This is a genomic window from Enterobacter sp. 22452, assembly GCF_052045065.1.
GTDB classification, from domain to species: Bacteria; Pseudomonadota; Gammaproteobacteria; order Enterobacterales; family Enterobacteriaceae; genus Enterobacter; species Enterobacter mori.
This window is the reverse complement of record NZ_JBQEOB010000001.1, coordinates 129,164-150,677: the sequence shown is the minus strand read 5'-3', so window position 1 is coordinate 150,677 and position 21,514 is coordinate 129,164. Positions and strand designations below refer to the sequence as shown.

Annotated in this window: 20 protein-coding genes; 14 read left to right on the top strand and 6 right to left on the bottom strand. The window is 54.4% G+C overall.

Annotation, left to right across the window (positions count from 1 at the left end; translation table 11 throughout):
- Positions 1-26: 26 nt before the first annotated feature.
- The 4 genes from clpX to bolA form a co-directional block, all read right to left on the bottom strand.
- A complete protein-coding gene (gene clpX / locus ACTJJA_RS00735; protein ID WP_010428107.1) occupies positions 27-1,301 on the bottom strand; it encodes an ATP-dependent protease ATP-binding subunit ClpX in 1,275 nt (424 codons plus the stop codon).
- A gap of 126 nt (positions 1,302-1,427) precedes the next feature.
- Entirely contained in the window at positions 1,428-2,051 is a 624-nt protein-coding gene (gene clpP / locus ACTJJA_RS00730) for an ATP-dependent Clp endopeptidase proteolytic subunit ClpP (RefSeq protein WP_440665616.1), read from the bottom strand.
- Positions 2,052-2,310: 259 nt separating this feature from the next.
- Positions 2,311-3,609, bottom strand: a complete 1,299-nt coding sequence (tig, locus tag ACTJJA_RS00725) for a trigger factor (protein ID WP_211446192.1) — start codon at positions 3,607-3,609, stop codon at positions 2,311-2,313.
- 330 nt (positions 3,610-3,939) lie between these two features.
- The gene (bolA, locus tag ACTJJA_RS00720) at positions 3,940-4,257 is read right to left on the bottom strand and encodes a transcriptional regulator BolA (RefSeq protein ID WP_010428102.1); all 318 of its coding nucleotides are present in this window, start codon (positions 4,255-4,257) and stop codon (positions 3,940-3,942) included.
- Positions 4,258-4,562: 305 nt separating this feature from the next.
- Between bolA and ACTJJA_RS00715 the strand changes: the two genes are divergently transcribed.
- From ACTJJA_RS00715 to ACTJJA_RS00680, 8 genes are all read left to right on the top strand, one after another.
- Positions 4,563-5,141 (top strand): lipoprotein, encoded by a 579-nt coding sequence (locus tag ACTJJA_RS00715; protein WP_010428101.1) that lies wholly within the window; start codon positions 4,563-4,565, stop codon positions 5,139-5,141.
- A 47-nt stretch (positions 5,142-5,188) separates the two neighbouring features.
- Positions 5,189-6,664 (top strand): muropeptide MFS transporter AmpG, encoded by a 1,476-nt coding sequence (gene ampG, locus ACTJJA_RS00710; RefSeq protein ID WP_440665613.1) that lies wholly within the window; start codon positions 5,189-5,191, stop codon positions 6,662-6,664.
- A gap of 478 nt (positions 6,665-7,142) precedes the next feature.
- Positions 7,143-8,090 (top strand): cytochrome o ubiquinol oxidase subunit II, encoded by a 948-nt coding sequence (cyoA, locus tag ACTJJA_RS00705; protein WP_089600911.1) that lies wholly within the window; start codon positions 7,143-7,145, stop codon positions 8,088-8,090.
- 16 nt (positions 8,091-8,106) lie between these two features.
- Positions 8,107-10,098, top strand: coding sequence for a cytochrome o ubiquinol oxidase subunit I (gene cyoB / locus ACTJJA_RS00700; protein ID WP_089600909.1), 1,992 nt, complete (start codon positions 8,107-8,109; stop codon positions 10,096-10,098).
- Positions 10,088-10,705, top strand: a complete 618-nt coding sequence (locus ACTJJA_RS00695; RefSeq protein ID WP_100167123.1) for a cytochrome o ubiquinol oxidase subunit III — start codon at positions 10,088-10,090, stop codon at positions 10,703-10,705. Before cyoB ends, ACTJJA_RS00695 begins: the two co-directional genes overlap by 11 nt.
- Entirely contained in the window at positions 10,705-11,031 is a 327-nt protein-coding gene (locus tag ACTJJA_RS00690; protein ID WP_006809888.1) for a cytochrome o ubiquinol oxidase subunit IV, read from the top strand. Before ACTJJA_RS00695 ends, ACTJJA_RS00690 begins: the two co-directional genes overlap by 1 nt.
- Positions 11,032-11,042: 11 nt before the next feature.
- The gene (gene cyoE, locus ACTJJA_RS00685) at positions 11,043-11,930 is read left to right on the top strand and encodes a heme o synthase (RefSeq protein ID WP_010428092.1); all 888 of its coding nucleotides are present in this window, start codon (positions 11,043-11,045) and stop codon (positions 11,928-11,930) included.
- 213 nt (positions 11,931-12,143) lie between these two features.
- The gene (locus ACTJJA_RS00680) at positions 12,144-13,505 is read left to right on the top strand and encodes an MFS transporter (protein ID WP_440665609.1); all 1,362 of its coding nucleotides are present in this window, start codon (positions 12,144-12,146) and stop codon (positions 13,503-13,505) included.
- Between the two features lie 32 nt (positions 13,506-13,537).
- Here ACTJJA_RS00680 and ACTJJA_RS00675 read toward each other — a convergent pair whose 3' ends face one another.
- Positions 13,538-14,029, bottom strand: coding sequence for a YajQ family cyclic di-GMP-binding protein (locus tag ACTJJA_RS00675; RefSeq protein WP_042320808.1), 492 nt, complete (start codon positions 14,027-14,029; stop codon positions 13,538-13,540).
- A gap of 125 nt (positions 14,030-14,154) precedes the next feature.
- Here ACTJJA_RS00675 and panE point away from each other — a divergent pair, with 125 nt between their 5' ends.
- Both panE and yajL read left to right on the top strand, forming a co-directional pair.
- Entirely contained in the window at positions 14,155-15,066 is a 912-nt protein-coding gene (gene panE, locus ACTJJA_RS00670) for a 2-dehydropantoate 2-reductase (protein WP_411778604.1), read from the top strand.
- Positions 15,029-15,619: a protein deglycase YajL gene (yajL, locus tag ACTJJA_RS00665; RefSeq protein ID WP_440665606.1), complete on the top strand. Its 591-nt coding sequence runs from the start codon at positions 15,029-15,031 to the stop codon at positions 15,617-15,619. Before panE ends, yajL begins: the two co-directional genes overlap by 38 nt.
- Before the next feature lie 116 nt (positions 15,620-15,735).
- On the opposite strand, the gene thiI is transcribed toward yajL, so the two are convergent.
- A complete protein-coding gene (thiI, locus tag ACTJJA_RS00660; protein ID WP_089600902.1) occupies positions 15,736-17,184 on the bottom strand; it encodes a tRNA uracil 4-sulfurtransferase ThiI in 1,449 nt (482 codons plus the stop codon).
- A 178-nt stretch (positions 17,185-17,362) separates the two neighbouring features.
- Between thiI and xseB the strand changes: the two genes are divergently transcribed.
- From xseB to ACTJJA_RS00640, 4 genes are all read left to right on the top strand, one after another.
- Positions 17,363-17,605 (top strand): exodeoxyribonuclease VII small subunit, encoded by a 243-nt coding sequence (gene xseB / locus ACTJJA_RS00655; RefSeq protein ID WP_003859094.1) that lies wholly within the window; start codon positions 17,363-17,365, stop codon positions 17,603-17,605.
- Complete coding sequence (gene ispA / locus ACTJJA_RS00650) at positions 17,606-18,505, top strand: (2E,6E)-farnesyl diphosphate synthase (protein ID WP_440665604.1); 900 nt, start codon at positions 17,606-17,608, stop codon at positions 18,503-18,505.
- A 24-nt stretch (positions 18,506-18,529) separates the two neighbouring features.
- Entirely contained in the window at positions 18,530-20,392 is a 1,863-nt protein-coding gene (gene dxs, locus ACTJJA_RS00645; RefSeq protein ID WP_440665603.1) for a 1-deoxy-D-xylulose-5-phosphate synthase, read from the top strand.
- A 63-nt stretch (positions 20,393-20,455) separates the two neighbouring features.
- Positions 20,456-21,430, top strand: a complete 975-nt coding sequence (locus tag ACTJJA_RS00640) for an aldo/keto reductase (protein WP_089600900.1) — start codon at positions 20,456-20,458, stop codon at positions 21,428-21,430.
- Positions 21,431-21,514 lie beyond the last annotated feature (84 nt).

Genomic DNA, 21,514 nt, shown 5'->3' with positions numbered 1-21,514 from the left:
AATAACTGCTTGTATGATTTGGTGAATTATTCGCCAGATGCCTGCTGAGCTTCCGGTTTGCCATAAATCAGCAGCGGCTTGGTCTGCCCGCCGATAACGGACTCGTCGATAACCACTTTTTCGACATCTTCCATGGACGGCAGATCGTACATGGTGTCGAGCAGTGCTGCTTCAACGATAGAACGCAGACCACGCGCGCCGGTTTTACGGACCATTGCTTTCTTGGCGATCGCGTCCAGCGCTTCGTCACGGAATTCCAGCTCAACGCCTTCCAGATTGAACAGCGCCTGATACTGCTTGGTCAGCGCGTTTTTCGGCTCTTTCAGGATCTGGATCAGCGCGTCTTCGCTCAGTTCATTCAGCGTTGCCACAACCGGCAGACGACCAATGAACTCAGGGATCAGACCAAATTTGATCAGATCTTCCGGCTCAACCTGTGACAGCAGCTCACCTTCGTTTGGTTTTTCGGAGGTGGATTTCACCGTCGCGCCAAAACCAATGCCGGAGCCGGTTTCAACACGGTGAGAGATCACTTTATCAAGGCCTGCAAACGCACCGCCGCAGATAAACAGAATTTTGGAAGTATCAACCTGCAGGAACTCCTGCTGCGGATGTTTACGACCGCCCTGCGGTGGAACGGCGGCAACCGTACCTTCGATCAATTTCAACAGCGCCTGCTGCACGCCTTCGCCCGACACGTCACGGGTGATGGACGGGTTGTCAGACTTACGGGAGATCTTGTCAATCTCATCGATGTAGACAATCCCGCGCTGCGCTTTCTGTACGTCGTAGTCGCACTTCTGCAGCAGTTTCTGGATGATGTTTTCAACGTCTTCACCCACATAACCGGCTTCGGTCAGGGTGGTGGCATCAGCCATAGTAAACGGAACATCCAGCAGACGCGCCAGCGTTTCGGCCAGCAGCGTTTTACCGGAGCCTGTTGGGCCAATCAGCAGAATGTTACTTTTGCCCAGTTCCACACCGTTACTGGTATCGCCGTTACGCAGACGTTTGTAGTGGTTGTATACCGCCACTGCCAGCACTTTCTTGGCCTGCTCCTGCCCGATGACGTAGTCGTCAAGGTGATGACGAATTTCATGCGGCGTTGGCAACGCGCTACGCTCACGGTGTGGCGCAACTTCTTTAATCTCTTCGCGAATGATGTCGTTACATAAGTCGACACATTCATCGCAGATATACACGGACGGCCCGGCAATCAGTTTACGCACTTCATGCTGGCTTTTGCCGCAAAAAGAGCAGTACAGCAGTTTGCCCGAACCATCTTTGCGTTTATCTGTCATGAGTCCAAACCTCTTTTTAAGTTCTTTGTGCCGCACATGACGACGCAAATGCCAATCTCAGACGCAAGCTGCTTAAAGCAGCGTGCCGCCCTACTTTAGTATAGCGGCACACTCGCGTCGCGGGCATCAATTACGATGGGTTAACACGGAGTCGACTAAGCCGTACTCAACTGCCTCTGGAGCAGAGAGGAAGCGATCGCGCTCGGTATCGCGCTCGATCTGCTCGAGGGGTTGACCCGTATGCTGCGCCATAAGTTCATTCATGCGCGCTTTAACTTTCAGAATTTCTCGGGCGTGGATTTCGATATCCGTCGCCTGGCCCTGGTAACCACCCAGTGGCTGGTGAATCATCACGCGGGAATTAGGCAGGCAGAAACGCTTACCCTTCGCCCCTGCAGTTAACAGGAACGCGCCCATAGATGCAGCCTGACCCATACAGATAGTGCTTACATTAGGCTTGATGAATTGCATGGTGTCATAAATGGACATACCTGCGGTAATCACGCCACCAGGGGAGTTAATGTACAGGTAAATGTCTTTTTCCGGGTTTTCCGCTTCCAGAAACAGCATCTGCGCCACGATCAGGTTAGCCATGTGGTCTTCCACCTGGCCGGTCAGAAAGATAACGCGTTCCTTGAGCAGACGGGAATAGATATCAAAAGAACGCTCACCACGTGAGGTCTGTTCAATAACCATTGGCACCAGAGCCATATGGGGTGCAAAGTTATCTCGTTCGCCACTGTATGACATTTCCGTCTCCTGGATCTAAATTGAAAACACCTGCTGTACTGATTGTAACCTTATGGACGGATTATCAGCCAGTCTCATTCATCGTGATTCCATACTTATGGGGTTCACATTGCCCTATTTCAAGCATAACAACCTTTTGTTGTTACGCTAACACTGAAAGGGCGTTTTAGCACTCTTCCTGGGCTATTGGTGTGATAAAAAAAACCCGTCGCCAAAAGGCAACGGGTTTTTGTTCAAACTTTAAACCGTTGGGGCGAAATTACGCCTGCTGGTTCATCAGTTCGTTGAAAGAGGTCGCTTTTTCGGACACTTTAGCTTTCGCCAGTACCGCTTCAACAGCCTGCTCTTCCAGTGCGACGTTGCGCATGTTGTCCATCAGCTCTTTGTTCTTACCGTAGAACTCGATCACTTCTGATGGATCTTCGTATGCAGAAGCCATCTCTTCGATCAGGCCTTTCACACGCTCTTCGTCAGCTTTCAGCTCGTGGGTACGAATGACTTCGCCCAGCAGCAGGCCAACAACAACGCGACGTTTCGCTTGCTCTTCGAACAGCTCGCGTGGCAGTTCCATCGCTTGCTGCTGGTTGCCACCGAAACGCTGTGCAGCCTGACGGCGCAGTACGTCGATTTCGCTGTCGATCAGGGCAGCAGGAACGTCGATGTCGTTCGCTTTCACCAGACCGTCAATCGCCTGAGATTTCACACGGTTACGCACAGCGCCGTTCAGCTCGCGCTCCATGTTCTTACGCACTTCGGTACGCAGGCCAGCAACAGAACCATCTTCCACGCCGAAACGCTTGATGAATTCTTCAGTCAGTTCTGGCAGTTCGCGCTCTTCCACTTTCTTCAGGTTGATGACGAACTTCGCTGCTTTACCTTTCAGGTTTTCAGCGTGGTATTCTTCCGGGAAGGTCACGTCGATGGTGAACTCTTCGCCAGCCTTGTGGCCTTTGATACCGTCTTCGAAGCCTGGGATCATACGGCCCTGGCCCATTGCCAGTACGAAGTCAGACGCTTTGCCGCCTTCGAACTCTTCGCCGTCTACAGAACCGGTGAAGTCGATGGTAACGCGGTCTTCAGCGTCAACAGCGCCTTCTTTCTCTTTCCAGTTCGCCTGCTGCTTGCGCAGGGTGTCCAGCATGCCGTCAACGTCTTCGTCAGTCACGGAAACAACAGGTTTCTCAACTTCGATAGACTCCAGACCTTTCAGCTCAACTTCTGGGTACACTTCGAACTCTACGGAGTAGGTGAAGTCTTCGCCCTGTTTGTATTCGCCTGGAACGTAGTTCGGCGCGCCGGCTGGATTGATTTTTTCTTTGATGATCGCATCAATAAAGTTACGGCTCATCAGTTCACCCAGCACATCCTGACGCACGGAAGCGCCATAACGCTGAGCAACAACATTCATTGGTACTTTGCCCTTGCGGAAGCCGTCAATACGTACTTTTTTTGCTACGTTGACCAGCTCGCTTTTCACAGCAGTTTCGATGCTGTCAGCAGCGATAGTAATCGTTACACGGCGGCCAAGGCCTTGAGTGGTTTCAACTGAAACTTGCATCTTGTTACCTCAAAAAAATCACAGTGCTCGGTCAACTCTGAATCTGTCTGTTTTACCGGGATGCTCTCTTAGTGCAGATTCACATTCCCTGTCGCCAGAATCATCCCGAAGACATTCAATAAGACGCGGCATTATAGCGGCATCACTTAGGTGAGTCGAGAACGGTTGGGGCATGTTGCTGCGGCTTTTTTCACACTTTAAGGCTATTTTTAGCCTTAAAAACGCACCATCCGCTCAAAACTCAGACAAAACAAAACGGCCCGGAGGCCGTTTTGAGGAAATCTGCAAGCAACATACTGGAAAAGCTCCAGCGGTTGCAAATCCGATTTATCAGGCTATGGTGCCTGCACCGCGGCAAGGCGGTGATGCGAATACCGTATCCTGCAAGCCTTCCCATTCCTTAATGGTGTAGGTATGCAGCGCCAGGGCATGTACGGTTGTGGAGAGTTCTTCCGTCAGGGTACTGTAGATCAAGCGATGTCGGTTCAGGAAACGCTCTCCCAGGAAACGATCGCTGACCAGAACCACTTTAAAGTGGCTTTCAGAACCCGCCGGTACGTTATGACGATAGCTTTCGTCGACAACTTCGAGAAACACAGGGTTAAAAGCTGCCCTTAATTTATCTTCTATCTGCTCACGTATCATCATGAAATTACTCCTCCGACAACGCCAGGATGTCACCCATCCCTTTAAATGTTAGCCGCTTTTACCGTTTCCATTACACCTTGACAACAAATATTTAGCTTTCGTCTGATTTTCTCATTCAAACGAATGAAGTTCACTGTGAGGCTCATACGTTTTGTCATACACGGATTGAGAAAAACGGTGAACTGGTCAGTTTTCGGACAAGGCGATGAATTTACATGCGTTGACCACTTCCCCTCGCCGTTAGCGATGTTATGATGGCGACAATTTTTCTCTTTATATGCTTACGATTCGTTGAGAACCTGAAAATGTTAAAAAAACTCTTCTTTCCGTTGGTAGCACTTTTTATGCTGGCAGGCTGCGCAACCCCGCCAACGACTATTGATGTGTCACCAAAAATTACCCTGCCTCAGCAGGATCCAAGCCTGATGGGTGTGACCGTGAGCATTAACGGTGCCGATCAGCGTCAGGACCAGGCGCTGGCAAAAGTGACCCGCGATAACCAGCAGGTTACGCTGACCGCCTCCCGCGACCTGCGCTTCCTGCTGCAGGAAGTGCTCGAGAAGCAGATGACCTCACGCGGTTATATGATTGGGCCAAGCGGCGCGGTTGATCTGCAGATCATCGTGAACAACCTGTACGCTGACGTCTCCCAGGGTAACGTGCGCTATAACATCGCGACCAAAGCGGATATCGCCATCATTGCTACCGCGAAAAACGGCAACAAGATGACCAAAAATTACCGCGCCAGCTACTCTGTTGAAGGTGCGTTCCAGGCATCCAACCAGAACATTGCTAACGCGGTAAACAGCGTGCTGACTGATACCATCGCCGATATGGCGCAGGACACCAGCATTCATGACTTCATCAAGCAGAACGCTCGTTAATTCTGCGCACTGACCCGGCGCTTAGCCGGGTCAGTTTCAATAAAAACATGTCCAGTCACTACTTACGCATTTTCCAGCAACCGAAATCAGCCATTCTGCTGATCCTCGGTTTCGCCTCCGGTTTACCCCTCGCGCTCACCTCCGGCACCTTACAGGCGTGGATGACCGTCGAGAATATCGATCTCAAAACCATCGGCTTCTTCTCGCTTGTCGGCCAGGCTTACGTCTTTAAGTTCCTCTGGTCTCCGGTGATGGACCGTTATACGCCGCCGTTCCTCGGGCGGCGTCGCGGTTGGCTGGTCATGACGCAGGTGCTGTTACTGCTGGCCATTGCCGCCATGGGCTTCCTCGAACCTTCCACGCAATTGCGCTGGATGGCAGCGCTTGCGGTGGTGATTGCCTTCTGTTCCGCGTCGCAGGATATCGTGTTCGATGCCTGGAAAACGGACGTGTTGCCAGCGGAAGAGCGTGGTGCGGGTGCCGCCATCAGCGTGCTGGGCTATCGACTGGGCATGCTGGTTTCCGGTGGACTCGCACTGTGGCTTGCTGACCGCTATCTCGGCTGGCAGGGCATGTACTGGCTGATGGCCGCACTGCTGATCCCCTGCATTATTGCCACCCTGTTCGCGCCTGAACCGAGCGATGTGATCCCGGTTCCACGCTCGCTGGAGCAGGCCGTCGCTGAACCATTGCGTGATTTTTTTGGCCGCAACAATGCCTGGCTGATTTTGCTGCTGATTGTCCTGTATAAGCTCGGCGATGCCTTTGCCATGAGTCTGACCACCACCTTCCTCATACGCGGCGTCGGTTTTGATGCCGGGGAAGTTGGCGTGGTGAATAAAACGCTGGGACTGTTTGCAACTATCGTCGGCGCCTTGTACGGCGGCGTGTTGATGCAGCGGCTGACGCTGTTTCGCGCCCTGCTGATCTTCGGCATCCTGCAAGGGGCATCGAACGCGGGCTACTGGCTGCTGTCGATTACCGATAAGCATACGATCAGCATGGCGGCAGCCGTGTTCTTTGAAAACCTCTGCGGCGGAATGGGGACGGCAGCCTTTGTCGCCCTGCTGATGACCCTGTGCAACAAATCATTTTCCGCCACGCAGTTTGCCCTGCTTTCAGCACTTTCCGCCGTGGGCCGCGTATACGTCGGCCCCATTGCAGGCTGGTTCGTTGAAGCCCACGGCTGGCCGACATTCTATCTCTTCTCGGTGGTTGCCGCCGTGCCGGGGATTTTATTGCTGCTGGTGTGTCGTCAGACGCTGGAATATACCCAGCGTACTGAACACTTTATGCCGCGTACCGAGTATCACCGCGCCTACCGTTTTGCCTTACGGTTGTTAACGGTGGGGTGCCTTGCGCTGGGATTGTGGCTTGTCGTACTCATCATTAATGCAACCACCTCTCTGACGCTCCCGCTCGAAACGCTCCTGCTGGATGTGGGTGCCCTGCTCGCCATCGCCGGGATCCTGATCGGGGGACTTCTCGATTTTCTGGCATTGCGCAAAACGCAGATGAGCTGAAGAAAAAAACGAAAGGTTATTTCCCGTTGTAATCACGAAGTGAAATTATAACGGTGAAATAACCGACAATCGCGAAAAAAAATATTTGTTGTTTTGTGCGGGATAGCTTCTGGAAATTATTGGAGTCAATTCCAAACTCTATTTTCTCATTAAACGATTCAGCATTTGAAACATTGAATTTTCGTTTTTTAGTTGTCTTTTTATTGATAATTAATTGTTAATTTTTTGTGTATTTTTAACAATGGTTATACCAATTGCCCCTTTTAGGGTATGCTTGGGGGTCCTTTCGTTATAAAGCCCGCGCCATGCGGCTTATGTCTTAAAAAGCGACATAATTTGCAACACTTGTGACATGTGCGGCAGAACCCAGTAACACCTTCCTGACACAGGCCTAATGATGTTTACAGTAATGTAACCTTCCCGTAAAATGCCCCCACACTTTAAACGCCACCAGACTCCGTGGAATTGAGGTCGTTAAATGAGACTCGGGAAATACAATAAAAGTTTGGGATGGTTGTCATTATTCGCGGGCACTGTATTACTCAGTGGCTGCGATTCTGCACTACTAGACCCCAAAGGACAGATTGGACTGGAACAACGTTCACTGATTCTGACGGCATTTGGCCTGATGATGATTGTGGTTATTCCAGCCATTTTGATGGCAGTTGGTTTCGCCTGGAAGTATCGTGCGAGCAATAAAGATGCGAAGTATAGCCCTAACTGGTCACACTCCAATAAAGTGGAAGCTGTGGTCTGGACGGTACCTATTCTGATCATCCTGTTCCTTGCCGTTCTGACCTGGAAAACCACTCACGCACTTGAGCCAAGCAAACCGCTGGTTCACGATGAGAAACCTATTACCATTGAAGTGGTCTCCATGGACTGGAAATGGTTCTTCATCTATCCAGAGCAGGGCATTGCTACCGTGAATGAAATCGCCTTCCCGGCGAACACTCCGGTTCAGTTCAAAGTGACCTCCAACTCCGTAATGAACTCCTTCTTCATCCCGCGTCTGGGTAGCCAGATTTACGCGATGGCCGGTATGCAGACTAACCTGCACCTGATCGCGAATGAAGCAGGCACCTATGATGGTATCTCCGCCAGCTATAGCGGCCCGGGCTTCTCAGGTATGAAGTTCAAAGCTATCGCAACGCCAGACCGTGCCGCTTTCGACCAGTGGGTTGAAAAAGCGAAGCAGTCTACTAACACCATGTCTGACATGGCGGCGTTCGAAAAAGTGGCTACGCCTAGCGAATACAACAAGGTGGAGTACTTCTCTAACGTGAAACCTGATTTGTTTAAAGACGTCATTGGCAAATTTATGGATCACGGCAAGAGCATGGACATGACCCAGCCTGAAGGCGAGCACAGCGCGCACGAAGGTATGGAAGGCATGGACATGAGCCACGCGGAAACCGCTCACTAAGGGGCCGAGGAAGAAAATGTTCGGAAAATTGACACTGGATGCAGTGCCCTACCACGAACCCATTATCGTGGTTACGGTGGCTGCAATTATCATCGGTGGCGCAGCCTTACTGGGCTTGATCACTTACTTCGGTAAGTGGAGCTACCTGTGGAATGAGTGGCTGACTTCGGTTGACCACAAAAAACTCGGCATCATGTACTGCATCGTCGGTATCGTCATGTTAATTCGTGGCTTTGCGGATGCGATCATGATGCGTAGCCAGCAGGCACTCGCCTCGGCGGGTGAAGCCGGCTTCCTGCCGCCGCACCACTACGATCAGATCTTTACCGCCCACGGCGTTATCATGATCTTCTTCGTGGCGATGCCGCTGGTTATCGGTCTGATGAACGTTGTCGTTCCGCTGCAAATCGGCGCGCGCGACGTGGCGTTCCCGTTCCTGAACAACCTGAGCTTCTGGTTCACGGTTGTCGGCGTTATCCTGGTTAACCTGTCACTGGGTGTGGGCGAATTTGCTCAGACCGGCTGGCTGGCGTACCCGCCGCTGTCGGGAATTGAGTACAGTCCGGGCGTTGGCGTCGACTACTGGATTTGGGCGCTTCAGCTCTCCGGTGTCGGTACGACCCTGACCGGTATCAACTTCTTCGTGACCATTATCAAGATGCGTGCCCCTGGCATGACCATGTTCAAGATGCCGGTATTTACCTGGGCATCTCTGTGCGCCAACATCCTGATCATTGCGTCCTTCCCAATCCTGACCGTCACCATCGCGCTGCTGACCCTGGACCGCTACCTGGGCACCCATTTCTTCACGAATGATATGGGTGGCAACATGATGATGTACATCAACCTGATTTGGGCCTGGGGTCACCCGGAAGTGTACATCCTGGTTCTGCCGGTCTTCGGTGTGTTCTCCGAAATCGCTGCAACCTTCTCGCGTAAACGTCTGTTTGGTTACACCTCTCTGGTGTGGGCAACCGTCTGTATTACCGTTCTGTCGTTCATCGTTTGGCTGCACCACTTCTTCACCATGGGTGCGGGCGCGAACGTAAACGCCTTCTTCGGTATTACGACCATGATTATCGCCATCCCTACCGGGGTGAAGATCTTCAACTGGCTGTTCACCATGTACCAGGGCCGTATCGTGTTCCACTCAGCAATGCTGTGGACCATCGGCTTCATCGTGACCTTCTCCGTAGGTGGGATGACCGGCGTACTGCTGGCGGTACCGGGTGCTGACTTCGTGCTGCACAACAGTCTGTTCCTGATTGCGCACTTCCATAACGTTATCATCGGTGGCGTGGTCTTCGGCTGCTTCGCTGGCGTAACCTACTGGTGGCCAAAAGCGTTCGGCTTCACGCTGAACGAAAAATGGGGTAAACGTGCGTTCTGGTTCTGGATCATCGGCTTCTTCGTAGCATTTATGCCGCTGTACGTGCTGGGCTTCATGGGTATGACCCGTCGTCTGAGCCAGCAGATCGATCCGCAGTTCCACCCAATGCTGATGGTTGCAGCGGGCGGCGCAGTGCTGATTGCCTGTGGTATCGCGTCTCAGCTGATTCAGTTCTACGTGTCTATTCGCGACCGCGACCAGAACCGTGACCTGACCGGTGACCCATGGGGTGGCCGTACGCTGGAGTGGGCGACCTCTTCTCCACCGCCGTTCTATAACTTTGCCGTTGTGCCGCAGATCCATGAACGCGACGCATTCTGGGAAATGAAAGAAAAAGGTGAAGCGTACAAGCAACCTGCTCATTACGAAGAGATCCACATGCCGAAAAACAGCGGCGCGGGCATCGTGATTGCCGCATTCGCAACGGTATTTGGTTTCGCAATGATCTGGCACATCTGGTGGATGGCGATTGTTGGCTTCGCCGGCATCGTAATCAGCTGGATTGTGAAGAGCTTTGACGAGGACGTGGACTACTACGTACCAGTCCGTGAAGTTGAAAAGCTGGAAAATCAGCATTTCGACGAGATTTCTAAAGCGGGGCTGAAAAATGGCAACTGATACTCTGGCGCACTCAACTGCCCACGCGCATGCTGACCATGCGCACCACGATACAGGACCGATGAAAGTCTTCGGTTTCTGGATCTACCTGATGAGCGACTGCATTCTGTTCTGCTGTCTGTTCGCAACCTATGCCGTTCTGGTGAACGGCACAGCGGGCGGCCCGACCGGTAAGGACATCTTTGAACTGCCGTTCGTTCTGGTTGAAACCGCACTGCTGTTATTCAGCTCCATCACCTACGGCATGGCGGCTATCGCCATGTACAAAAACAACAAGAGCCAGGTTGTCTCCTGGCTGGCGTTGACCTGGTTGTTTGGTGCTGGATTTATCGGGATGGAAATCTATGAATTCCATCACCTGATCATGGAAGGTTTCGGTCCGGATCGCAGTGGCTTCCTGTCCGCGTTCTTCGCGCTGGTCGGTACTCACGGTCTGCACGTGACCTCTGGTCTGATCTGGATGGCGGTACTGATGTTCCAGGTATCCCGTCGCGGCCTGACCAGCACTAACCGTACCCGTATCATGTGCCTGAGCCTGTTCTGGCACTTCCTGGACGTGGTATGGATCTGTGTGTTCTCTGTTGTCTATCTGATGGGGGCGATGTAATGAGTCATTCAAACGATCATGGCGCTTCCCACGGCAGCGTAAAAACCTACATGACAGGTTTCATCCTGTCGATCATCCTGACGGTGATCCCGTTCTGGATGGTGATGAACGGTTCTGCGTCTAAGCCGGTTATCCTGGGCGCAATCCTGGTAACCGCTGTGATTCAGATTCTGGTGCATCTGGTTTGCTTCCTGCACATGAACACCAAGTCCGATGAAGGCTGGAATATGACGGCCTTTATCTTTACCGTGATTATCATCGCTATCCTGGTAGTCGGTTCCATCTGGATTATGTGGAACCTTAACTACAACATGATGGTTCACTAAGAGCGGCGAGTATGTTTAAGCAATACCTGCAAGTAACGAAACCAGGCATCATCTTTGGCAACCTGATCTCCGTGATCGGAGGGTTCCTGCTGGCCTCTAAGGGCAGCATTGATTACACCCTCTTTATCTACACGCTGGTCGGTGTGTCACTGGTTGTTGCGTCCGGTTGTGTATTTAACAACTACATCGACATGGATATCGACAAGAAGATGGAAAGGACCAAAAATCGGGTGCTGGTGAAAGGCCTGATCGCCCCTTCCGTCTCGCTGGTGTACGCCACCTTGCTGGGTATTGCTGGCTTTATGCTGCTGTGGTTTGGTGCTAACCCGCTGGCCTGCTGGCTGGGGGTGATGGGGTTCGTGGTCTATGTGGGCGTCTACAGCCTGTATATGAAGCGTCACTCCGTCTACGGCACGCTGATTGGTTCTCTCTCCGGCGCTGCGCCGCCGGTGATTGGCTACTGCGCAGTCACGAACGAGTTCGACAGCGGTGCGCTGATCCTGCTGGCTATCTTTAGCCTGTGGCAGATGCCGCACTCCTATGCCATCGCGATTTTCCGCTTTAAGGATTATCAGGCAGCGAACATTCCGGTTCTGCCGGTCGTGAAGGGCATTTCCGTTGCCAAGAACCACATCACGCTCTACATCATCGCCTTTGCTGTGGCAACGCTGATGCTTTCTCTGGGCGGCTACGCCGGGTATAAATATCTGGTGGTGGCGGCTGCGGTGAGCGTCTGGTGGCTCGGCATGGCGCTGCGCGGTTACAAAGTAGAAGATGACAAAGTCTGGGCGCGCAAGCTGTTTGTGTTCTCGATTGTGGCCATCACCTCGCTTTCCGTGATGATGTCCGTAGATTTTATGGTGCCGGATTCACACAACCTGCTCACTTACGTCTGGTAAGTGTGCTGAATTGAAAAAGCCAGGTTAATCACCTGGCTTTTTTTTTGCCCGGCGGCGCTACGCTTGCACGGGCCTACGGGATAGGTAGGTCGGGTAAAGCATCGCCGCCACCCGACGCGGTTTTGCACGATGGTAATATCTCTTAAACAAACACCTATTTACCGCAATTAACACCCCGCCTAAACTAGTGCCTGCTTTTGAATTGAGGTGGCAATGAACGATTATAAAATGACGCCGGGCGAGCTACGCGCGACCTGGGGTTTAGGGACTGTTTTCTCGCTACGGATGCTTGGCATGTTTATGGTCCTGCCTGTTCTGACCACGTACGGCATGGCGCTGCAGGGAGCCAGCGAAGCGCTGATTGGTCTGGCCATTGGCATCTACGGACTGGCGCAGGCGGTATTTCAGATCCCCTTTGGTCTGCTCTCAGACCGCGTTGGTCGTAAACCACTGATTGTCGGCGGTCTGCTAGTCTTTGTACTCGGTAGCGTAATTGCCGCCCTCTCCCACTCTATCTGGGGAATTATTCTTGGCCGCGCCCTGCAGGGCTCCGGCGCGATTGCCGCCGCCGTGATGGCGCTGCTGTCAGATCTCACCCGCGAGCAGAACCGCACCAAGGCAATGGCCTTTATCGGCGTCAGCTTTGGCGTGACGTTTGCGATTGCGATGGTGCTCGGCCCTATCATCACCCACAAACTGGGGCTGCACGCGCTGTTCTGGATGATTGCCTTGCTGGCGACCATCGGGATCGCGCTTACGCTGTGGGTGGTGCCGGACAGCAAAAACCACGTTCTGAACCGTGAATCCGGAATGGTGAAAGGCTGCTTCAGCAAGGTGATTGTCGAGCCGCGCCTGCTCAAGCTGAACTTCGGTATTATGTGCCTGCACATTCTGCTGATGTCCACCTTCGTCGCCCTGCCCGGCCAGCTTGCCGCTGCGGGCTTCCCTGCCGCCGAGCACTGGAAAATCTATCTGGTGACGATGCTGATCTCATTTGTCTCCGTGGTGCCGTTTATTATCTACGCCGAAGTGAAGCGCAAGATGAAGCGCGTTTTCGTGGGCTGCGTGGCGTTGCTGCTGGTTGCCGAGATCGTGCTCTGGGGCTCCGGCCCGCACTTCTGGGAACTGGTTGCTGGCGTACAGCTGTTCTTCCTGGCGTTTAACCTGATGGAAGCGCTGCTGCCGTCGCTTATCAGTAAAGAATCTCCGGCGGGCTATAAGGGTACGGCAATGGGCATTTACTCCACCAGCCAGTTCCTCGGGGTGGCCATTGGCGGCTCGCTTGGCGGCTGGGTGGACGGCCTGTTTGATTCGCAAACCGTGTTTCTCGCCGGTGCACTGCTGGCGATGGTCTGGCTGCTGGTTGCCAGCACCATGAAAGAGCCGCGCTACGTGAGCAGCCTGCGCGTGGAAATTCCGGAAGAGGTCGACGTCGGTGATGCGCTCAAACAGCGTCTGGAAGCAAAAGAAGGCGTGACTGAAGTGCTGATAGTCCCGGAGGAACGTAGCGCTTACGTTAAAATAGACAGCAAGGTGACCAACCGCTTCGAGGTGGAGCAGGCCCTGAAAGCTTAAAAAAATGCCCGGTTGAACCGGGCATTTTTGTCTTAATCGCGGAAGTTTTTGAACTGGAACGGCTGTCCCAGATCGCCGCCGCGGATCAGCGCCATCACGCCCTGCAGGTCGTCGCGAGATTTCCCGGTCACGCGAATCTCTTCGCCCTGGATTTGCGCCTGCACCTTCAGCTTGCTGTCTTTGATGAGCTTCACGATCTTCTTCTGCACCGCGCTCTCAATGCCCTGCTTCAGCTTCGCTTCCACGAACCAGGTTTTGCCGCTGTGGACAAACTCTTCCGGCACGTCCAGCGAGGTACCTTCAATGCCGCGCTTTAACAGCTTGGCGCGCAGAATGTCGAGCAGCTGATTGACCTGGAAATCAGACTCGCTCAGCACCTTAATGGTCTTATTTGCGTCGTTCAGTTCAAACGTCGCCTCAACGCCACGGAAATCGAAACGTGACTCAACTTCACGGCTTGCGTTATCCACGCCGTTACGCACTTCCTGGATATCAACTTCGGAAACAATATCGAAAGATGGCATCTTTTCTTCTCCCTTCATTTTTGTTGCGTTGCATAATACCCGCAACAAGGCATAACTCAAAAGCATAGTCGACGGCGCTATACTTAGGCCGTAGCACCTGGCGCAGTTGCAGGTGAGGAGGAACAATGAAAATTACAGTGCTCGGTTGCGGAGCCCTGGGTCAGCTATGGCTGACCGCGCTATGTAAGCACGGACATGAGGTACAGGGCTGGCTGCGCGTGCCTCAGCCCTATTGCAGTGTAAACCTGATTGATGAAGACGGAAGTATCTTTAACGAATCCCTTACCGCCAATGATCCTGATTTCCTTGCGCAAAGCGACCTGCTGCTGGTGACGCTCAAGGCGTGGCAGGTTTCCGATGCGGTAAAAGCGCTGGCCGCGCAGCTCCCCCCCACAGCACCCATTTTGCTGCTGCATAATGGCATGGGAACCATTGATGAACTCAAGAGCATCACGCAGCCGCTGCTAATGGCTACCACGACTCAGGCGGCGCGGCGCGATGGCAATATCATCGTGCATGTTGCGAGCGGCGTGACCCATATCGGTCCGGCCCGCGAGCAGGACGGCGACTACAGTTATCTGGCGGACGTGTTACAGAAAGTACTGCCAGACGTCGCCTGGCACAACAACATCCGCCCTCAGCTGTGGCGCAAACTGGCGGTGAATTGCGTGATCAACCCGCTGACGGCGCTGTGGGACTGCCCGAACGGTGAGCTGAAAAACCATCCTCAGGAGATTGCCGCGCTGTGTGAAGAAGTCGCCTCGGTGATTGAACGTGAAGGCCTGCATACCTCGGCGGATGATTTACGCTATTATGTCGAGCAGGTTATTGATAGTACGGCAGAAAATATCTCCTCGATGCTGCAGGATGTTCGGGCGTTACGCCACACGGAGATCGACTACATCACTGGCTATCTGCTAAAACGCGCCCGCGCGCACGGCATCGCGGTGCCGGAAAATGCCCGACTGTATGACCTGGTTAAACGTAAGGAGAGTGAATATGAGCGCGTCGGCACTGATTTGCCTCGCCCCTGGTAGCGAAGAGATGGAAGCCGTCACCACTATCGATTTGATGGTGCGTGGCGGCATTAAGGTCACCACCGCCAGCGTCGCCAGCGACGGTAATCTGGCAATCACCTGTTCACGCGGGGTGAAAATCCTGGCGGATGCACCGCTGGTACAGGTGGCTGACGGAGATTACGACATCATTGTGCTGCCTGGTGGTCTGAAAGGCGCGGAATGTTTTCGCGACAGCCCGCTGCTGGTTGAAACCGTGCGTCAGTTTCATTTATCCGGCCGTATCGTCGCGGCTATCTGTGCCGCAGCAGGAACGGTTCTGGTGTCGCACGATATCTTTCCCATCGGCAACATGACCGGCTTCCCGGGGCTTAAGGATACGATCCCGGAAGAGCATTGGGTAGATAAACGCGTGGTCTGGGATCCGCGCGTCAACCTGCTCACCAGCCAGGGGCCAGGCACCGCGATTGATTTTGCACTGAAGATTATTGACCTGCTTGTCGGACGCGAGAAAGCGTACGAAGTGGCATCGTCGCTGGTGATGCCGGCGGGGATTTATAATTATTACGAATAAAAAAGCCGGGTGGCGGCTGCGCCTTACCCGGCCTACACGTGCTCATCTATCTTTTCTCCCTCTCCCGTGGGAGAGGGTCGGGGTGAGGGCATCAGGCCGCACTCCCCGGCGAGAAACTACGGGCGATACACCTTCACATTGGCAAAGCCCTGCTCGCGCAGATACAGCGCCTGCAGGCGGCTCATCACCCCGCGCTCACACCACAGCAGATACGTTTTGCTCTGGTCGAGATCGCCAAACTTGGTGCTCAGCTTGTAGAACGGCAGAGAAACCACGTCCACGCCTTCAACCTTCAACGGCTTGTCATCCTGCTCGTCGATAGAGCGGATATCCAGAATCGCATCGTTAGCACCGAAACCGCTCACGGTTTCAACTTCAACCACTTCCTGCTCGGTCTGCTGGGCAATCTCGCGGATATCAATGTTGGACGCTTCCGCCACCACTTTTTCCAGAATGCTGAAATCGAAGTGCTCTTCTTCCGCTTCGATCTTCGCCTTCACCGCTTTCACGGTTGGGCTTTTTGAGATCACGCCGCAGTATTCCGGCATGGTGCGGGCAAAATCTTCGGTGCCGATTTCGCGCGCCAGATCGATGATGTGCTCTTTATCATGGGAGATCAGCGGACGCAGGATCAGCGTATCAGACACGTTGTCGATCAGACGCAGGTTGGTCAGCGTCTGGCTGGAAACCTGGCCCAGCGCTTCACCGGTCACCAGCGCCTGCACGCCGTAGCGTTCAGCCACTTTAGACGCCGCACGTACCATCATGCGCTTCAGCACCACGCCCATCTGGCCGTCGTCCACTTTTTCGAGGATTTCGCCGACCACGGGTTCGAAGTTGATCGCCACAAAACGCACGCGGTGGGAGCTGCCGAAGCGGTTCCACAGGTAATGCGCCACCTGACGAACGCCGATTTCATGCGCCGCGCCGCCCAGGTTGAAGAAACAATAATGTACGCGACAGCCGCGACGCATCAGCATATAGCTGGAGACGCCGGAGTCGAAGCCGCCGGAGATCAGCGACAATACGTCTTCCTGAGTGCCGATTGGGAAGCCGCCGATGCCTTCATAGCGCCCTTTTACCAGCAGCAGGCGATCGTTTTCGATCTCCAGGTTCACGGTCACGTCCGGGTTGGTCAGACGCACGCGCGCCGTTTCGACATGCTGGTTCAGACCGCCGCCCACGTAGCGTTCAACTTCAATAGAGCTAAACTCGTGCTTGCCGCGACGCTTCACGCGCACGCAGAAGGTTTTGCCTTCGATCTGATCGCGATACTGCACCAGCGCTTTTTCGAAGATGTCGTGCATAGAGGTGAAAGGGACGTCTTCCACTTCCAGAATATGGTGAATACCCGGAATACGGGTCAGCGCGTCGCGGATATCAAGACGTTTGTTTTCGTCTTTGGCGCGCACTTCCACGTGGTCCCAGTGACGCACCACGGCGAGGGTTTCGTCGTAGTGCTTTAATACGTTACGAATGTTCCCGGTGAGAATTTTAATAAAGCGCAAACGCACAGATTGGCTTTTGATGGTGATTTCAGGGAACAATTTAATGATAAACTTCATGGCGGCAATGTTTCTTAGGCAAGCGTATTACGGCTTGTAATGGAAAATGATACAGCAGCCCACACCCGTGGCTGCATCCAGGCGCGCAAGTATACCACCATCGCGCCGCTCGCGTTATTTGATAATTGCCCCGAGTCCGTTACCATGATGGGGCGAAGAATATAAGAGTCAATTCACTATGCCGAAGAAGAACGACGCACCGGCCAGTTTTGAAACTGCGCTGAGTGAGCTGGAGCAGATCGTTACCCGTCTTGAGAGCGGTGATTTACCGCTGGAAGACGCGCTCAACGAATTCGAACGCGGCGTGCAGCTGGCGCGCCAGGGGCAGGTTAAACTGCAGCAGGCCGAGCAGCGCGTGCAGATCCTGCTTTCCGACAGCGAAGACGCGAAAACCACGCCTTTCACACCGGACGCCGAGTAAATGGATTTTGCTAACGCGCTTCAGGCGCGCGTTGTTCGCGCCAATGATGCCCTGCGCCGTTTCATTGAACCGCAGCCTTTTCAGAACACTCCACTGGTTGAAGCCATGCACTATGGCGCACTCTTGGGTGGAAAGCGCCTGCGCCCGTTCCTGGTGTACGCCACGGGGAATATGTTCGGTATCAGCGATAACATGCTGGACGCCCCGGCAGCCGCCGTGGAGTGCATCCACGCCTATTCGCTGATCCACGACGATCTCCCGGCCATGGACGACGACGATCTGCGTCGCGGTCAGCCAACCTGCCACATTAAGTTTGGCGAGGCGAATGCCATTCTGGCGGGGGATGCCCTGCAAACGCTGGCATTCTCGATTTTAAGCGATGCCCCCATGGCGGAAGTGGCCGATCGCGACCGTCTGGCGATGGTCTCCGAACTGGCAATGGCCAGCGGCGTCGCCGGGATGTGCGGCGGTCAGGCGCTGGATTTAGAGGCGGAAGGTCGTCAGGTTAATCTGGAACAGCTGGAGCGCATTCACCGTCATAAGACGGGTGCGCTCATTCGTGCAGCCGTTCGCCTGGGCGCGCTGAGCGCGGGTGAACGCGGGCGCAAAGCCCTGCCGATTCTGGACAGATACGCAGAAAGTATCGGTCTGGCATTCCAGGTTCAGGATGACATTCTGGATGTGGTGGGCGATACTGCAACATTGGGTAAACGTCAGGGTGCGGACCAGCAGCTTGGCAAAAGTACCTACCCCGCCCTGCTGGGTCTTGAGCAAGCCCAACGTAAAGCCCGGGACCTGATAGAGGATGCCCGCCAGTCGCTGAATCAGCTGGCCGCGCAATCGCTGGATACCTCGGCACTGGAAGCGCTAGCGGACTACATAATCCAGCGTGATAAATAAACAACCTATCTCGATGAGCCTTTGATGAGTTTTGATATTGCCAAATACCCGACACTGGCGTTAGTTGACTCCACCCAGGAGTTACGCCTGTTGCCGAAAGAGAGCCTGCCGAAGCTGTGCGACGAACTGCGTCGCTACCTGCTCGACAGCGTTAGCCGCTCCAGCGGCCATTTCGCCTCCGGGCTTGGCACGGTTGAGCTGACCGTGGCGCTGCATTACGTCTATAACACGCCGTTCGATCAGCTCATCTGGGATGTAGGCCATCAGGCCTATCCGCACAAAATTCTGACCGGTCGTCGTGATAAAATTGGCACTATTCGCCAGAAAGGCGGCCTGCACCCGTTCCCGTGGCGCGGCGAGAGCGAGTATGACGTGCTGAGCGTCGGTCACTCCTCCACCTCCATTTCAGCGGGTATCGGTATTGCCGTTGCCGCAGAAAAAGAGAACAAACAGCGCCGTACCGTCTGCGTGATTGGCGACGGGGCGATCACTGCGGGTATGGCCTTCGAGGCAATGAACCACGCGGGTGATATCAAGCCGGACATGCTGGTTATCCTTAACGATAACGAAATGTCGATCTCCGAGAACGTGGGTGCGCTGAATAACCATCTGGCACAGCTGCTTTCCGGCAAGCTTTACTCCTCGCTGCGCGAAGGCGGCAAAAAAGTCTTTTCCGGCGTACCGCCGATTAAAGAGCTGCTCAAGCGTACCGAAGAACACATCAAAGGTATGGTGGTGCCGGGCACGCTGTTTGAGGAGCTGGGCTTTAACTACATCGGCCCGGTTGACGGTCACGACGTACTGGGGCTGGTGACCACGCTCAAGAACATGCGCGACCTGAAAGGCCCGCAGTTCCTGCACATCATGACCAAAAAAGGGCGTGGCTACGAACCGGCGGAAAAAGATCCGATCACCTTCCACGCGGTGCCAAAATTTGACCATACCAGCGGCTGTCTGCCAAAAAGCAGCGGCGGTATGCCGAGCTATTCGAAAATCTTCGGCGACTGGCTGTGTGAAACCGCGGCCAAAGACAACAAGCTGATGGCTGTGACGCCCGCCATGCGTGAAGGCTCCGGCATGGTCGAGTTTTCCAAAAAATACCCTGACCAGTATTTTGACGTCGCCATCGCCGAGCAACATGCGGTGACGTTTGCGGCGGGTCTGGCGATCGGTGGCTACAAGCCGGTGGTGGCAATTTACTCCACCTTCCTGCAACGCGCCTACGATCAGGTTATTCACGACGTTGCCATCCAGAAGCTGCCGGTGCTGTTTGCTATCGACCGCGCGGGCATCGTGGGTGCCGACGGTCAGACGCACCAGGGCGCATTTGATCTCTCTTTCCTGCGCTGCATCCCGGACATGGTGATCATGACGCCGAGCGACGAGAACGAATGTCGCCAGATGCTGTTTACCGGCTACCACTATCAGGACGGTCCGAGCGCGGTTCGCTACCCGCGCGGCAATGCCCTGGGCGTTGAACTTCAGCCGCTGGAAAAACTGGCGATCGGTAAAGGCCTGGTGAAGCGTCGCGGTGAGAAAGTGGCGATCCTGAACTTCGGCACGCTGATGCCGGAAGCGTCAAAAGTAGCCGAAACGCTGAATGCCACGCTGGTGGATATGCGCTTCGTTAAGCCGCTTGATGAGTCCCTGATCCTGAGCATGGCGGAAAGCCACGACGTGCTGGTGACGCTGGAAGAAAACGCCATCATGGGCGGCGCGGGCAGCGGCGTAAACGAGGTGCTGATGGCAAACCGTAAAGCCGCTCCGGTGCTGAACCTCGGCCTGCCGGATCATTTCATTCCGCAAGGTACTCAGGACGAAGCCCGCGCGGCGATTGGTCTGGATGCCGCAGGTATCGAAGCCAAAATCCGCAGCTGGCTGGCATAACCCCTCCCCTTTTCTGCTCCTGCTATGCTTAAACCTCATGTTTAAAACAGCAGGAGCGGAACCGTGCAATACACTACGTTAGGAAAAACGGACCTTAAGGTTTCCCGACTTTGCCTGGGCTGCATGACCTTTGGCGAGCCGGATCGGGGAAACCACGCCTGGACGCTGCCGGAAGAGAGTAGTCGTCCGATTATCAAACGCGCCATTGAAGGCGGCATTAACTTCTTTGACACCGCCAACAGCTACTCCGACGGCAGCAGCGAGGAGATCGTTGGCCGCGCTCTGCGCGACTTTTCCCGGCGGGATGAGATCGTCGTCGCCACCAAGGTTTATCACCAGACAGGCGATCTGCCCGAAGGCCTTTCTCGCGCGCAAATCCTTCGCTCCATTGATGACAGTCTCAGACGCCTGAACATGGATTACGTCGACCTGCTGCAGATCCACCGCTGGGATTACAACACCCCCATTGAAGAGACCCTTGAAGCGCTGAACGACGTGGTGAAAGCCGGTAAAGCACGCTACATCGGCGCATCGTCTATGCACGCGTCGCAGTTTGCCCAGGCGCTGGATCTCCAGGCACAGCACGGCTGGGCACGCTTTGTCACCATGCAGGATCACTACAACCTGATCTATCGTGAAGAAGAGCGCGAGATGTTGCCGCTGTGCCATCAGGAGGGCGTGGCGGTGATCCCGTGGAGCCCGCTGGCGCGCGGTCGACTGACCCGTCCGTGGGGCGAAACCACGGCTCGCCTGGTATCGGATGAAGTGGGAAAAAATCTCTATGGCGGTACAGAAGCCAGCGATGCGCTGATTGCCGAGCGTCTGGCAGGCATTGCCGACGATACCGGTGCAACCCGCGCCCAGGTGGCGCTTGCATGGCTGCTGAGCAAACGCGGGGTTGCGGCACCGATTATCGGCACGTCGCGGGAAGAACAGCTGGATGAACTGCTGAATGCGGTGGACATTACGCTGACGCCGGAGCAGATTGCCGAGCTTGAGACGCCGTATCAGCAGCATCCGGTGGTGGGGTTTAAGTAAACACTTGCCGGGTGGCGGCTTCGCCTTACCCGGCTTACGATCGCACCCTATTTGTAGGCCGGGTAAGCACAGCGCCACCCGACA

Excerpts from the sequence above, each read along its gene's own strand:
- clpX (WP_010428107.1), bottom strand. The coding sequence starts at position 1,301 with ATGACAGATAAACGCAAAGATGGTTCGGGCAAACTGCTGTACTGCTCT.
- clpP (WP_440665616.1), bottom strand. The coding sequence starts at position 2,051 with ATGTCATACAGTGGCGAACGAGATAACTTTGCACCCCATATGGCTCTG.
- tig (WP_211446192.1), bottom strand. The coding sequence starts at position 3,609 with ATGCAAGTTTCAGTTGAAACCACTCAAGGCCTTGGCCGCCGTGTAACG.
- bolA (WP_010428102.1), bottom strand. The coding sequence starts at position 4,257 with ATGATGATACGTGAGCAGATAGAAGATAAATTAAGGGCAGCTTTTAAC.
- ACTJJA_RS00715 (WP_010428101.1), top strand. The coding sequence starts at position 4,563 with ATGTTAAAAAAACTCTTCTTTCCGTTGGTAGCACTTTTTATGCTGGCA.
- ampG (WP_440665613.1), top strand. The coding sequence starts at position 5,189 with ATGTCCAGTCACTACTTACGCATTTTCCAGCAACCGAAATCAGCCATT.
- cyoA (WP_089600911.1), top strand. The coding sequence starts at position 7,143 with ATGAGACTCGGGAAATACAATAAAAGTTTGGGATGGTTGTCATTATTC.
- cyoB (WP_089600909.1), top strand. The coding sequence starts at position 8,107 with ATGTTCGGAAAATTGACACTGGATGCAGTGCCCTACCACGAACCCATT.
- ACTJJA_RS00695 (WP_100167123.1), top strand. The coding sequence starts at position 10,088 with ATGGCAACTGATACTCTGGCGCACTCAACTGCCCACGCGCATGCTGAC.
- ACTJJA_RS00690 (WP_006809888.1), top strand. The coding sequence starts at position 10,705 with ATGAGTCATTCAAACGATCATGGCGCTTCCCACGGCAGCGTAAAAACC.
- cyoE (WP_010428092.1), top strand. The coding sequence starts at position 11,043 with ATGTTTAAGCAATACCTGCAAGTAACGAAACCAGGCATCATCTTTGGC.
- ACTJJA_RS00680 (WP_440665609.1), top strand. The coding sequence starts at position 12,144 with ATGAACGATTATAAAATGACGCCGGGCGAGCTACGCGCGACCTGGGGT.
- ACTJJA_RS00675 (WP_042320808.1), bottom strand. The coding sequence starts at position 14,029 with ATGCCATCTTTCGATATTGTTTCCGAAGTTGATATCCAGGAAGTGCGT.
- panE (WP_411778604.1), top strand. The coding sequence starts at position 14,155 with ATGAAAATTACAGTGCTCGGTTGCGGAGCCCTGGGTCAGCTATGGCTG.
- yajL (WP_440665606.1), top strand. The coding sequence starts at position 15,029 with ATGAGCGCGTCGGCACTGATTTGCCTCGCCCCTGGTAGCGAAGAGATG.
- thiI (WP_089600902.1), bottom strand. The coding sequence starts at position 17,184 with ATGAAGTTTATCATTAAATTGTTCCCTGAAATCACCATCAAAAGCCAA.
- xseB (WP_003859094.1), top strand. The coding sequence starts at position 17,363 with ATGCCGAAGAAGAACGACGCACCGGCCAGTTTTGAAACTGCGCTGAGT.
- ispA (WP_440665604.1), top strand. The coding sequence starts at position 17,606 with ATGGATTTTGCTAACGCGCTTCAGGCGCGCGTTGTTCGCGCCAATGAT.
- dxs (WP_440665603.1), top strand. The coding sequence starts at position 18,530 with ATGAGTTTTGATATTGCCAAATACCCGACACTGGCGTTAGTTGACTCC.